This is a genomic window from Micromonospora sp. HK10 (assembly GCF_000982955.1).
Taxonomy (GTDB): Bacteria; Actinomycetota; Actinomycetes; order Mycobacteriales; family Micromonosporaceae; genus Micromonospora.
The window spans coordinates 15,824-29,130 of record NZ_KQ058814.1; the positions used below are offsets into that span (position 1 = coordinate 15,824).

At 75.5% G+C, this 13,307-nt stretch carries 13 protein-coding genes; 10 read left to right on the forward strand and 3 right to left on the reverse strand.

From position 1 onward, the window contains the following. Positions 1-58 precede the first annotated feature (58 nt). From LQ51_RS13360 to LQ51_RS13400, 9 genes are all read left to right on the forward strand, one after another. The gene (locus tag LQ51_RS13360) at positions 59-1,807 is read left to right on the forward strand and encodes an ATP-binding protein (protein ID WP_046565692.1); all 1,749 of its coding nucleotides are present in this window, start codon (positions 59-61) and stop codon (positions 1,805-1,807) included. Between the two features lie 12 nt (positions 1,808-1,819). Then, positions 1,820-2,968 carry an exonuclease SbcCD subunit D gene (locus LQ51_RS13365; protein ID WP_046565695.1) on the forward strand — a complete coding sequence of 383 codons (1,149 nt, stop codon included), beginning with the start codon at positions 1,820-1,822 and terminating at the stop codon, positions 2,966-2,968. Beyond that, positions 2,968-5,442: an AAA family ATPase gene (locus LQ51_RS13370; protein ID WP_046565697.1), complete on the forward strand. Its 2,475-nt coding sequence runs from the start codon at positions 2,968-2,970 to the stop codon at positions 5,440-5,442. The genes LQ51_RS13365 and LQ51_RS13370 overlap by 1 nt, the downstream gene beginning before the upstream one ends. Before the next feature lie 51 nt (positions 5,443-5,493). Further along, the gene (locus LQ51_RS13375; protein WP_046565699.1) at positions 5,494-6,474 is read left to right on the forward strand and encodes a hypothetical protein; all 981 of its coding nucleotides are present in this window, start codon (positions 5,494-5,496) and stop codon (positions 6,472-6,474) included. After that, on the forward strand, positions 6,474-7,331 hold the full coding sequence (locus tag LQ51_RS13380; RefSeq protein ID WP_046565700.1) for a spermidine synthase: 858 nt from the start codon (positions 6,474-6,476) through the stop codon (positions 7,329-7,331). Before LQ51_RS13375 ends, LQ51_RS13380 begins: the two co-directional genes overlap by 1 nt. Before the next feature lie 81 nt (positions 7,332-7,412). Next, positions 7,413-8,111 (forward strand): sigma-70 family RNA polymerase sigma factor, encoded by a 699-nt coding sequence (locus tag LQ51_RS13385; protein ID WP_046565702.1) that lies wholly within the window; start codon positions 7,413-7,415, stop codon positions 8,109-8,111. After that, positions 8,108-8,890, forward strand: a complete 783-nt coding sequence (locus tag LQ51_RS13390; RefSeq protein ID WP_046565704.1) for an anti-sigma factor family protein — start codon at positions 8,108-8,110, stop codon at positions 8,888-8,890. The genes LQ51_RS13385 and LQ51_RS13390 overlap by 4 nt, the downstream gene beginning before the upstream one ends. A 289-nt stretch (positions 8,891-9,179) precedes the next feature. Continuing rightward, positions 9,180-9,836 (forward strand): lipoprotein, encoded by a 657-nt coding sequence (locus tag LQ51_RS13395; RefSeq protein ID WP_046565705.1) that lies wholly within the window; start codon positions 9,180-9,182, stop codon positions 9,834-9,836. Between the two features lie 78 nt (positions 9,837-9,914). Further along, positions 9,915-10,829, forward strand: coding sequence for a DNA-3-methyladenine glycosylase family protein (locus tag LQ51_RS13400; RefSeq protein WP_046565707.1), 915 nt, complete (start codon positions 9,915-9,917; stop codon positions 10,827-10,829). On the opposite strand, the gene LQ51_RS13405 is transcribed toward LQ51_RS13400, so the two are convergent. After that, entirely contained in the window at positions 10,823-11,365 is a 543-nt protein-coding gene (locus LQ51_RS13405) for a DUF1990 family protein (RefSeq protein WP_231605734.1), read from the reverse strand. The genes LQ51_RS13400 and LQ51_RS13405 overlap by 7 nt on opposite strands. Before the next feature lie 67 nt (positions 11,366-11,432). Between LQ51_RS13405 and LQ51_RS13410 the strand changes: the two genes are divergently transcribed. Continuing rightward, entirely contained in the window at positions 11,433-11,924 is a 492-nt protein-coding gene (locus tag LQ51_RS13410; protein WP_046565709.1) for a GNAT family N-acetyltransferase, read from the forward strand. A 537-nt stretch (positions 11,925-12,461) separates the two neighbouring features. Here the strand turns inward: LQ51_RS13410 and LQ51_RS13415 are convergent. Beyond that, positions 12,462-12,884, reverse strand: coding sequence for an SRPBCC family protein (locus tag LQ51_RS13415; RefSeq protein ID WP_046565710.1), 423 nt, complete (start codon positions 12,882-12,884; stop codon positions 12,462-12,464). A 210-nt stretch (positions 12,885-13,094) separates the two neighbouring features. Further along, positions 13,095-13,307: a hypothetical protein gene (locus tag LQ51_RS13420; protein WP_046565712.1), complete on the reverse strand. Its 213-nt coding sequence runs from the start codon at positions 13,305-13,307 to the stop codon at positions 13,095-13,097.

Genomic DNA, 13,307 nt, shown 5'->3' on the forward strand with positions numbered 1-13,307 from the left:
CGGGCAGGATGCACCACGTGCCCCGCCACCGAGACGACCAGCCGACCGGAGTCCGCCGATGACCGACGACCTGCTCGACGGCCCCGGCGACGGGGTCGGCCGGGTGCTCGGCACCGCCGACGCCACCCCGCTCACCTTCTGGACGGCCGTCGCCCCGGGCAGTTACCTGCAGCTCGACGACGTGGTGGTCACCCGGCGCGAGCTGCCCGACCGGGAGCCGGTGACGATCGCCGGGGTGGTCACCCAGGTGCGGGCCCGGCACGAGGGCGCCCAGTTCGACTCCGACGTCTTCGCCATCGCCGACGGCACCCTGCCGGCCCAGGTGCAGGAGGCCGCCGAGGTCACCACCACCCGGGTCGACCCCGAGTTCTACGTGCCGCCCACCCCCGGGGCGGTGGTGCACCGGGCCGAGGGCGACGCCCGGGCCCGGGCCCTGCACTTCGACCGGATGGAACGGCGCATCCCGATGGGGATGGGGCGGGACGGCGTTCCGGTCTACCTCAACGCCGACTTCCTCGACGGCACCCGGGGCGCGCACGTCTCCATCTCCGGCATCTCCGGGGTGGCCACCAAGACCAGCTTCGCCACCTTCCTGCTCTACTCGGTCTTCCGCTCCGGCGTGCTGGGCGGCGACGCGGTCAACGCCAAGGCGCTGATCTTCAACGTCAAGGGCGAGGACCTGCTCTTCCTCGACCATCCCAACACCCGGCTCGACGACCCCACCCGCGCCGGCTACGCGAAGCTCGGGCTGGACGCCGGCGCCTTCCCGGACGTGCGGGTGTACGCCCCGCCCCGGGTCGGCGACTCCTCCGGCACGCCGGACGTGAGCAGCCGGCTCACCGGCGTGGACAGCTTCTACTGGACGCTGAGCGAGTTCTGCGCCGACCGGCTGCTGCCGTACGTCTTCGCCGACGCCGACGACGAGCGGCAGCAGTACACGATGGTGGTCCACTCGGTCGCCGCCCACCTGGCCCGCTACGCCCAGCCCGCCGACAGCGGGGTGAGCCTGGACGGGGTCCGGCTCGGCTCGTACGCCGATCTGGTCGACCACGTCGTCGAGCAGCTCAACGACGACGAGACCCGCGGCGACTGGGCCGGCAGCGCGGTCGGCCTCGGCACGGTCAACGCGTTCGCCCGCCGGCTGATCGGCAGCAAGAAGGACCTGGGCCGGCTGATCCGGGGCGATCTGGCCACCCGCCGCCCGCACAGCATCAACACCGCGGAGAGCGCCCAGGTCACCGTGGTCGACCTGCACAACCTCCCGGACCGGGCGCAGCGGTTCGTGGTCGGCGTCACGCTCAAGAGCGAGTTCGAGCGCAAGGAGAAGGCCGGCACCGCCAAGCCGCTGCTCTTCGTCGTCCTCGACGAGCTGAACAAGTACGCCCCGCGCGAGGGCTCCTCCCCGATCAAGGAGGTGCTGCTCGACATCGCCGAGCGGGGCCGCTCGCTCGGGGTGATCCTGGTCGGCGCGCAGCAGACCGCCAGCGAGGTGGAGCGGCGGATCGTGACCAACTCGGCGATCCGGGTGGTCGGTCGGCTCGACCCGGCCGAGGCGTCCCGCCCGGAGTACGGCTTCCTTCCGCCCGCCCAGCGCCAACGCGCCCTGCTGGCCAAGCCGGGCACCATGTTCGTCAACCAGCCGGACATCCCGGTGCCGCTCTGCCTGGAGTTCCCCTTCCCGGCCTGGGCCACCCGGGTCTCCGAGGCCGGCCGGGCGCCGTCGGAGACGCTGCGCTCGATCACCCAGGCGGCCGACCCGTTCGCGGTGGTGGGCTCCGGCACCGCCGACGACGACATCCCGTTCTGAGGTGGGACGAGCATGAAGATCCTGCACACCTCCGACTGGCACGTCGGCAAGGTGCTCAAGGGGCAGTCCCGGGCCGACGAGCACAAGCAGGTGCTCGCCCAGGTCATCGAGATCGCCCAGGCCGAGCGGCCCGACCTGGTCATCGTCGCCGGCGACCTGTACGACACCGCCGCGCCCTCCCCGGAGGCGACCCGCCTGGTCACCCGGGCGCTGACCGCACTGCGCCGGACCGGGGCCGACGTGGTGGCGATCGGCGGCAACCACGACAACGGCCCGGCGCTGGACGCGCTGCGCCCGTGGGCCGAGGCGGCCGGCATCACCCTGCGCGGCAGCGTCCGCGACAGTCCGGCCGAGCACGTCATCGACGGCGTCACCCGGGACGGCGAGCGCTGGCGGCTGGCCGCGCTGCCCTTCCTCTCCCAGCGGTACGCGGTGCGGGCCGTGGAGATGTACGAGCTGACCGCCGCCGAGGCCAACCAGACGTACGCCGACCACCTGGGCCGGGTCCTCGACCGGCTCGCCGAGGGCTTCGACGAGCCGGACCGGGTGCACCTGGTCACCGCCCACCTGACCGTGGTCGGCGCGAGCACCGGTGGTGGCGAGCGGGACGCGCACACCGTCCTCGGCTACGCGGTGCCGGCGACCGTCTTCCCGGGCACCGCCCACTACGTGGCGCTAGGGCACCTGCACCGCTCGCAGCGGGTGATCGGCCCCTGCCCGATCCGCTACAGCGGCAGCCCGCTGGCGATCGACTTCGGCGAGCAGGAGAACGTCGGCTCGGTCACCGTCGTCGAGGTGACCGCCACGACCGCCGCGCAGATCCGTGAGGTGCCGGTGCCCGGCGCGGTCCCGCTGCGCACGGTCCGCGGCACCCTCGCCCAGCTCGCCGAGATCGACGTCCCGGACGGCTGGCTGCGGGTCTACGTCCGGGAGCAACCCCGGGCCGGGCTGCGCGAGGAGGTACAGGAGCTGCTCCCCCGGGCGTTGGAGATCCGGATCGACCCGGAGCTGGTGCCCGCCCCCGGCAGCGGCACCCGCACCGCCCAGCGGGCCGGGCGGTCCCCGAGCCAGCTCTTCGCCGACTACCTCGGCAGCCGGGGGCACGCCGACGACGGCGTCCAGGAGCTCTTCGACGAGCTGCTCGAGGAGGTGGAGCACTGATGCGACCGATCCGGCTGGACCTGGCGGGCTTCACCGTCTTCCGCGAGGAGACCACCGTCGACTTCACCGACGCGGACTTCTTCGCCCTGGTCGGGCCCACCGGCTCCGGCAAGTCCACGGTGCTCGACGCGATCTGTTTCGCCCTGTACGGCACCGTGCCCCGCTGGGGCGGCGCCCGAGGGCTGGCCAACGCCCTCGCGCCGTCGGCCACCGAGGCCCGGGTGCGGCTGGTCTTCGAGTCCGCCAACGACCGGTACGTGGCCACCCGGGTGGTCCGGCGCGACGGCCGGGGCGCGGTGAAGACCGCCAACGCGGGGCTCCAGCTCATGCCGCCCGGCTTCGACGTCACCAAACTCGACACCGGGCTCAGCCCGGAGGACCTCGGCGAGGTGGTGGCCGGCACGCCGGCCGAGATGGAGCGGGCCGTGCTGGAGGCGGTCGGGCTGCCCTACGAGCAGTTCACCAGCTGCGTGGTGCTGCCGCAGGGGCAGTTCGCCGACTTCCTGCACGCCAAGCCGGCCACCCGGCAGCAGATCCTGGTCAACCTGCTCGGGCTGGGCATCTACGAGGACGTCCAGAAGCGGGCCACCGAACGCGCCGGGCAGGCCGAGGCGAAGCTGGCGGCCGTCGACAAGATGCTCGGCGGGCTCGCCGACGTCGACGACGCGGCCCTCGCCGACGCCGGGCAGCGGGTCACCCGGATGCGGGAGCTGGCCGGGGCGGTCGCGGCGGCCGTACCGGAGCTGGAGCAGGCCCGGGCCACGGCGGGCGAGCGGGCGGCGGCGCTCGCGGCGCTCGACGCCGAGCTGACCGTGCTGGCCGGGATCCGGCCGCCGGACGGGATCGCCGAGCTGGCCCGGGCGGTGGCCGCCGCGCGCGCCGCCGCCGACGAGGCCGCCACGGCGGTCGGTCTCGCCGAGGAGCGGGAGGAGAAGCTGCGCGGCGAGCTCGCCGCGGCCGGCGACGAGAGCGCGCTGCGGTTGCAGCTCAGGGCGCACACCGACCGGGAGAAGCTGACCGGCGAGCTGAGCACCGTCCGCGCGGCGGTCGACGCCGCGCAGGTCGAGCACGACCGGGCGGCCGCGGCGCTGGCCGAGGCGCGGGCGGCCGCCGAGCGCGCCGAGGTCGAGCTGGAGGCGGCGTTCCGGGCGCACGAGGAGGCCAAGGCCACCGACCAGGCGGTGGCGCTGCGGGCGCACCTGGTCGACGGCGCCGCCTGCCCGGTCTGCGAGCAGGTGGTCGCCCGGGTGCCGGCGGTGCCGCGCGGCTCGGCGGTGACCCGGGCGATCGCGGCCGGCAAGGCGGCCCGGGCGGCCAGCGACGCGGCAAAGCGGGTGGTGCAGGAGCGCGACACCGCCGCCCGCGAGCTGGACCGGTTGCTGCTGCGCGCCCACACCGAGCACGACCAGCTCCAGGCCCGACTGACCGAGGTGGACGGGCAGCTCGCCGGGGCGGCCAGCGCGGAGACGCTGCGGGCGGCGCTGGCCGAGCACGCCCGGTTGCGCCGCGCCCTGGAGGAGGCGGCCGGCGCGGTGCGGGCCAGCCGGGACGCCGCGCGCCGGGCCCGGGGGGCGCTGGACGGGGCGGAGGAGCGGCTGCGCCGCGCCTGGCGGGACTTCGACGCCACCCGGGACGGGCTGGCCCGGCTCGGTCCCCCGGCCGCCGACCGGGACGACGTCGCCGCCGCCTGGACCGCCCTGGCCGGCTGGGCCGGCGAGCAGGCGCAGCGGCGGCGGGGCGAGCGGGACGGGCTGGTCGCGGCGGTTGCCACCGCGCGGGCGGCGGCGGACGAGGTCGAGACCCGGATCGCCGGGTTGTTCACCGCCGCCGGCCTGGACGGGGCGGACGACCCGCGGCGCGACGCCGCGGTGGCGGTGGAACGGGCCGAGGCGGAGCTGCGCCGGCTGGCCGAGCGCCGGGAGCAGGCCGCCGAGCTGCGGGAGCAGCGGGCCGGGCACGAGCGGGAGGCCCGGGTGGCCCGGGCCCTCGCCGGGCACCTGCGGGCCAACAACTTCGAGCGCTGGCTGCTGACCGAGGCACTGGACCTGCTGGTCGACGGGGCATCGGGGATCCTGCGGGAGCTCTCCGGCGGCCAGTACGACCTGGTGCACGACAAGGGCGAGTTCTTCGTCGTCGACCACCACGACGCCGGGCTGCGCCGGGCCGTCCGCACCCTCTCCGGCGGGGAGACGTTCCAGGCCTCGCTGGCGCTGGCCCTGGCACTGTCCGAGCAGCTCGCCGGGATGTCCACCACGGCGGCGAGCCTGGAGTCGATCGTCCTCGACGAGGGCTTCGGCACCCTCGACGCGGCCACCCTGGACACCGTGGCGGCCACGCTGGAGAATCTGGCCGCCCGGGGCGACCGGATGGTCGGCGTGGTCACCCACGTGCCGGCCCTCGCCGAACGGATCCCGGTCCGCTTCGAGGTCCGCAAGGACGCCCGCACCGCGCGGGTCGAACGGACCGGCCGGTGAGCGGGCGGCGCAGCCGCGCCACCGGAAGGCGGGCACCATGAGGAGCGCCGGGTGACGCGACCGTCCGGGCCGGGGGCCCGGTTCTTCGTCGACGCGTGGGACCCGGCGTACGGGACCTCGTTCGAGACGGCCGGCGCGGGTGGGCCGGCCGCGCCCAGCAGCGCCCAGGTCGACGCCGACGTCGAGGTGCCGGCCGCCGACTGGCGGGCCATCGATGCCCGGCGGGACGTGACCGCGCCGCACGTGGTGCTGCTGGTCGACGGGGTACGCCGGATCGACGCCAGCGTCTGGACGGCCGAGGAGGACGGCGGTTCCTTCCCGGGCATCGCCGCGTCGTACGCGGCCGGGGTGGTCCGCTGCGACCTGGAGCGCGGCGCCGCCGAGCTGGCCGGGGCACGGGTGGGCCGGGGCCTCTTTACCGCCAGCCCGTCCGCGCAGGACGTGCTGGCCGGGCGGATCCACTACCCGGTGCACCGGGTCGGCGGCACCGGCGAGCTGAGCAAGCTGCCGGCCGCCGTGCAGGCCCCGCTGACCGCGCTGGAGGTGGCGGTCTCGGACGCCGCCCGGGCCGACGGTGACCTGCTCGTGGTGGACGGTCCGCTGCGCAGCCGCCGGCAGCTGCCGCGCACGCTGGGCTACGTCAAGACCCAGCACAGCCAGTACCTGGACGCCCGGCTCAACGCCGTGGTCACCGGCCTGGCCCCGGGTCAGCGCTGCCCGGTGTTCCGGCTGGGCACCGCGTGGGGCGGCTACTCCTGGTACCTGCGGCTGCCCGGCTCGGGTGGGGCGCCCTGGGCGGGGATCGTCCGGGTGGAGTGCTCCACCGAGCTGACCGAGGCGGAGGCGATCGAGCTGGCCGACCTGTCGCTGGTCACCCTGCCCCGGTTCGCCTCCACCCCGTACAAGGACCCGCGGGCCCCGCAGAACCTGATCCCCATCGCCGGGCTGGAGCGCCGGCTGCGTTCGATGCTCGGCGACGCCCGCCTGCTGCACCGGGTGCTCACCACGGCGGCCCGGGGGGTCCGGCGCTGATGGGCCGCCGCCGTGGCGCCGACCGGGTCGTCGAGCCGGTGGACACCGGCCAGGCCGAGCTGGTGCCGGATCCGGACCGGCCGGGCTCGTGGACGCTGCTGCTCGACGGTGCACCGCAGTCGCACGTGGACCTCACCGACCCGACCCACCTGGAGTTCGAGTACGTCCGGCGGCTGGCCGCCGCGATCGACCTGGTCGCCCCGGCCGGGGCGGCGCTGCGCGTGCTGCACCTGGGCGGTGGCGCGCTCACCCTGCCCCGGTACGTCCAGGCCACCCGTCCCGGCTCGACGCAACGGGTGTCCGAGGTGGACGGCGCGCTGGTTGAGCTGGTCCGCCGGGTGCTGCCCTGGCCGGCCGACCCCCGGCTGCGGGTACGGGTGGCCGACGCCCGGGCCACCCTCACCGGCACCCGTGAGGCCAGCTACGACCTGGTGGTCGCCGACGTCTTCGCCGGTGCCCGCACCCCGGCGCACCTGACCTCGGCCGAGTACGCCGCCGAGGTGGCCCGGGTGCTCCGGCCCGGCGGCAGCTATCTGGCCAACATCGCCGACGGCCCGCCGTTGCGGCACGCCCGCGCTCAGGTCGCCACGGTGCGTACCGTGCTCCCCGAGGCCTGCCTGGTCGGCGACGCGGCGGTGCTGCGCGGCCGGCGGTACGGCAACCTGGTGCTGGTGGCGTCGCGGGTCGCGCCTCCGGTGCCGGAGCTGACCCGGCGGGCGGCCGGCGACTGGTTTCCCGGCCGGGTGCTGGCCGGCGCGGAGCTGGACCGGTTCGCCGGGGGTGCGCCGGTGGTCCGGGACGCCGACGCCACCGACTCCACCCCGCCACCGCCCGGAATTTTTTCCGTGCGTCGTTGATCCGCTCGGCGCGGCGGTGCGTACCACCGGGCGGCCACGCCCGTGGGGGCCGGCTGAGGTCAGTGGACACCGGAGGTCTGCATGCATGCGGTGGCGGCCGGATGGCACGGCGACGTGGCGACGCCCCAGTGGATGTTCGCCCGGGCGCAGCCCCAGTCGCGCGCGTCGAGGTCCGGCCGGGGGGTCGACGCGCGGCCCGCGGATCGCCAGAATGACCCGGTGACGCCGCGACCGGCGCCCGGGCGCCACCAGGCGACCTCCACCGAGGCAACCCATTCCGATCAGCTGATCCGGCTGTTGTACGCCGAGCACGCCGGGCCGCTGCTGATGTTCGTGATGCGGCTGACCGGCGGGGACCGGCAGCGCGCCGAGGACATCGTGCAGGAGACCCTGCTGCGTGCCTGGCGCAACGCGCACCGGCTGGGCATCCAGGGTCAGGGTTCGCTGCGCCCGTGGCTGGTCACGGTGGCCCGCCGGATCGCCATCGACGAGCACCGCAGCGAGCAGGCCCGGCCGGCCGAGACGTACGACCGGGACCTGACCGCGTTCGCCGAGGCGGACAGCACCGACCGGGTGCTGCGCACCATGACGGTGGCGGACGCGCTGCGTACGCTGAGCCAGTCGCACCGGGAGATCCTGGTGGCCACGTACTTCCGGGGGCGCACCGTGCCCGAGGCCGCGGAGGAGCTGGGCCTGCCGCTCGGCACCGCGAAGTCGCGGGTCTACTACGCGCTGCGCGCGCTGCGCACGGCTCTGCAGGAGAGGGGGGTGACGGAATGAGCCGGGCTGACCACATGGACGTCGCGGCGTACGCGCTCGGCGTGCTGGACCCGCAGGACGCGGAGCGGTTCGAGGAGCACCTCGCCGGCTGCTGGGCGTGCGCGGCGGAGTTGGAGACGATGGTCCCGGTGGTGGGGCTGCTCGCCGGCATCGACGGCGAGAGCATGGCCGCGCTGGAGCAGACCCACACCGACCCGGCCCTGCTGGACCGCACGCTGCACGCGGTGCGACTGGACCGCCGGCGCAACCGGATGCGGCAGCTCCTGGTGGCGGCGGCGGCCGTGGTGGTGGTCGGCGGCCTGACCGGGATCGGCTTCGCCGGCATCCTCGGCGACAACGGTTCCGGGGCGCCGCTGGCGGAGCCGACGGCGACGGTCGCGGTGACCCCGCCGAGCAGCGTGCCGGCCGATCCGAACGACCCGAACGTGGGCGGCAACGAGCAGGACGGCGAGAAGCACAACGCGGTCGACCCGAGCACCGGCGTGACCACCACCATGTGGCTGACCGAGCGGGAGTTCGGCACCCGGATCGACTTCCAGCTCACCCGGCTGCCCGGGCCGCGCACCTGCCGGCTGGTGGTGGTCCGGAAGAACAACACCAGTGAGGCTCTCTCCACCTGGTCGGTGCCGGGGGGCGGCTACGGCACGAGCACCAACCAGCCGGCCCTGCAACTGAGCGCGTCGACCTCGGCCGGCCGGGACGACATCGCGAAGATCCAGGTGCAGTCGGTCGACGTCAACGGCGTGGCGACCCCGCTGGTGACGATCGCCGATCTCTGACCGCCGGATGCCGGCGCCGGGCAGCGACACCGCCCCGGCGCCGCTTCGGCGTGCCCGGGGCGGCGAGGCCGGCGCGGCGAGGCCGGGGCGGCCTGCCCGGAGCGGCCTGCCCGGGACGGCGTGGCCGGGACGGCGTAGCCGGGGCGGCGTGGCCCCGATGCGTGCCAGCACGCGCCGCCGGCCGGAACGGTTCAACGGATCCACTGTGAAATGGAGCACCCTTTGCTCTTCAACCTTGACAGCGCGCCGCCCGTACTACCCGGTGAACTGCCAAGCATGAGGAGGGCACGTGGCACACGTGAAGCGGACGACCGTCATCGTGGCGGGCGCGATGATCGCACTAACGGCCTGCGCCCCGGCGGGCTACAACGGGGCGAACACGGGCGCGGCCGAGCCGGTCGCCGTCGCCGCGGCCGAGCCCACCGGGGACGCCGAACCGGAGGCCGCCGCGACCCCGGGCGCCCCCGCCACCGACAAGGCGGCCGCACCCGCCGGTGACGTGCAGCTCACCGACCAGCTGGTCGGCAAGAAGCTGCCCCGGATGGGCAAGGTGGTGACCGACCAGGACGGCTGGGTCCTCTACCGCTTCGACAAGGACTCCGCCGACCCGCCCCAGTCCAACTGCGTAGACAAGTGCGCCCAGGTCTGGCCGCCCGCGCTGACCGACGGCAACCCCCGGCTCCAGGGGGTCTCAGACGACAAGGTCGGCACGGTAACCCGCCAGGACGGGACGCGGCAGATCACCATCGGGGGCTGGCCGGTCTACCGCTACATCGGCGACAAGAAGCCCGGCCAGTGGAAGGGCCAGGGCGTCGGCGGCACCTGGTTCGTGGTCGACCCGAACGGTAAGAAGAACCTGACCTGCCTGCCCAAGGGCACCCCGAAGGCGGTCGCTCCGCCCGCGTCGGGCACCTCGTCGGGCGGCGGCTCGAACTACTCGTACTGAGCTCCGCACCCGGACGCGGTGGCCGGTCGCAGCCGGGGAGGGCGCGGCCGGCAACCGCCGGCGTGGCAGAGTGACGGGGTGACCGACCCCGCCGCCCGCCGGACGCTGCGCCCCCCGGCCGGCTACCGGCTGGCCGCGTCGGTGCGCGGGCTCACCTTCAGCCCGTACGACCCGTGCGCGCGGATCGCCGCCGGCACGTTCTGGTGGGCCACCCGCACCCCCGCCGGGCCGGCCACCCTGGCGCTGCGACCGGCCGCCGGCGAACTGGTCGCCGAGGGGTACGGGCCGGGCGCCGGGTGGGTGGTCGACCGGGCCGACGCGGTCGCCGGGCTGCGCGACGACCTGACCGGGTTCGCCGAGCTGGCGGCGGCCCACCCGCTGGTGCACCGGCTGGCCCGGGAGCACCACGGGCTGCGGATGCCGGCCACCGGGCTGGTCTTCCCCCGGGTGCTGCGGGCCGTGTTCGAGCAGAAGGTCACCGGCAAGGAGGCCTACCGGGCGTACGCGGCGACGGTCCGGCACTTCGGGGAGCCGGCGCCCGGACCGCTGCAACCGCTGCTGCTGCCGCCGACCGCCGCGGCCGTGGCGGCCACCCCGTACTGGGTGTTCCATCCGTTCGGCGTGGAGCAGCGCCGCGCCGACACGCTGCGCCGCGCGGCCGCCGTCGCGGACCGGCTGGAACGCTGCGCGGACAGCACCGAGGCCACCCGCCGGCTCACCGCCATCCCCGGCATCGGGGCGTGGACCGCCGCCGAGGTGGTCCGGATCGCGTACGGGGACCCGGACGCGGTCAGCGTCGGGGACTACCACGTGCCGAATACGGTGGCCTGGGCGCTCGCCGGCGAACCGCGCGGCGACGACGCCCGGATGCTGGCGCTGCTGGACCCGTTCCGCGGCCACCGCGGCCGGGTCTGCCTGCTGCTGGAGGCCGCCGGCATCCAGGCGCCCAGGTACGGTCCCCGGGCCACCATCCGCTCGTTCGCCCGCTACTGAGCCGTCGGCCCGCCACCGGCCGCGCAGAGCCGGCGCAGCGTGCGCCCCAGCCACCAGGCGTACGCGTGCTGCACGGCCCGGTTGGCCGGACCGGCCGCCCGCACGTACCACCGCGCCGGGCGGCTGAAGGCGGTCACCTCGAAAAACACCCCGCCGGCCTCGCGGAGCACCAGGAACGCCTCCTCACCCGTCTCCGGGTGGCCGGGCAGCGTGCCGTAGCCGAATCCGGCCCGGTCCGGCCCGTCCACGGCCCAGACCACCTGGGTCGGGCCCCAGATCCGCACCGGCCCCACGCCGAGCCCCGGCGTGACCCGCACCCCGGCCTCCGCGCGGGGCGCCGCGGTGCGCATCACCACCCCGGCCGCCCGGTGCAGCCGCCAGCCGAGCACCGCGTCCGCCGCCGCCGGGAAGCAGCCGTCCGGCAACCGGACCCGGTGCCGCAGGTGGTGGTAGCCGGCCGGCAGCCGCCCGTCGCGGGTCGCCCCGACCTCCGGGTACGTCAGCTCGGGCACGGCGACCTCCTCACGCGCGGACACCGCCAGCGTACGGCCGTGCGGGTGGCCCGCCCGAGGCCGGCCGGGCGGGTTGTGGTGGGCTTGCCCGGTGACCGATCAGGTGACCATCACCCCGGCCGGCGTCGCGGACGCCGGCGAGATCCTCACCGTGCAGCGCGCCGCCTACCTGGTGGAGGCGCAGCGCTACGCCGACCCGTTCCTGCCCCCGCTGACCGAGACCCTTGACGAGGTCCGCGCCGCCCTGGCCGGCCCGACCATCGTGCTGGCCGCCCGGCATGGCGCCCGCCTCGTCGGCTCGGTACGCGCCCGCGTCGACGGGGACACCGCGCACGTGGGCCGACTCGCCGTCGCCCCCGACCAGCAGGGCCGCGGGGTCGGCGGCCGGCTGCTCGCCGCCGTGGAGGACGCCTGCGCCGGCCGGGTGGCCCGGTTCGCGCTCTTCACCGGCGCGCAGAGCGAGCAGAACCTGAGCTTGTACGCCCGGCGCGGCTACCGGGTGGTCTCCCACCGGCTGGACGAGAACGGCAACCGCCTGGCCGTGCTGGAGAAGCTGCTCGACACGACCGGCCCGCGCGCCTGACCCACCACCGGATGGTCACTGGGCCAAGGTCACTCTCACGAGGCTGCTGCCGCCCCGAGTCGGCACTGGTCAACCACGCGGTGGCGACCGAGGGGCCGAGGGGCCAAGGGGCGGGGGCCGACGAACCGTCCACCGTGGAATCCGCGACCGGCGCCGACTCCGCTTGCGCTTCGGTACTTACGGCGGCAACCGGAGCTTCTTCAGCTTCGGCTTGGGCTTGGGCTTCGGCCCATCCCGTTTCCTCCGCCACCGATGCGAACCGCGGACGTCCCGGCGGCGGTCGGTGCCGACCCGACCCATCACTTCAACGCGATATGCCTCTCAGGCATAAACATGCCTCAGAGGCATATCGCTGAAAAGTCCTGGGCCCGGCGATCCAGGTTACTCACCGTAGCGAGGGCGCAGCCTGGACCGTTCGCACGACGTCCGGAGGCTGGCCGCCAACCGACCGGGACCCGGTCGCCGAACCGGGGGCCCGGCGACCGACGGGCTGCCTCGTCCGCTCGGTCTCGGTGCGGGCTCCGCGGCCGCGGCCCGTCAGCCCTGCTCGCAGCGGCGCTTGAGCCCGTCCGCCTCCTGCCGCAGGAAGCGGCGGATGGTCCGGCCGGCCAGCAGCCCCACCAGGCCCGCCAGCGGCCCGCTCTGCACCATGACCAACTCGGCCCGGACCCGCCCGTCCGGCAGCGGCAGCAGCCGGTGCTCGCCGCGGCTGCGCACGCCCGGGCTGCTCGACTCCCAGACGAAGGCGCGCGGCGGGTCGATCTCGGTGACCCGCCACACGGCGGGCCGCAACCCGGGCTGCGTCAGCCGGGCCGAGGAACCGATCGTGAACGGCCCCGGCTCCAGCCGGCGGGCGGAGCGGACCGACGGGGTCCACTCCGGCCAGCGTGCCACGTCGATCTGCACGGCCCAGACCCGGTCCAGGTCGGCGCTGATCTCGACGGTCTCCGCGAAGCGCATCTCGCTCCCCTCCCCGGCGGATGTCCCAACCAGGCTAGCCGGCATCGACGGGAAGTGATCCGGCGCAACCAGGGCAGCCAGCACGGCCAGGCTAGCCGGCGCAGCCAGCACGGCCAGGGCAGCCAGCCACGGCCAGCTAGCCAGCACGACCAGGGCAGCCAGCACGACCAGGGCAGCCAGCACGGCCAGGGCAGCCAGGGAGGGCCGGGGTCAGGCGGCCTCGTGGAGGTCGGCCAGGCCGACCGGGGCGTGCCGGCGCAACAGCTCCTCCAGCTCGGTGACCGAGGCGACCTCGCCGATCACGTTGGCGCCGCCACCGAACTCGGCGCGGTAGCGGTGCACCAGCCGGTAGCGGTACCGCCCGCGGACCAGTTCGACGCTGACCCGCCAGCGTCCGCAACACCCGCAGCTCCACTCCGGCAC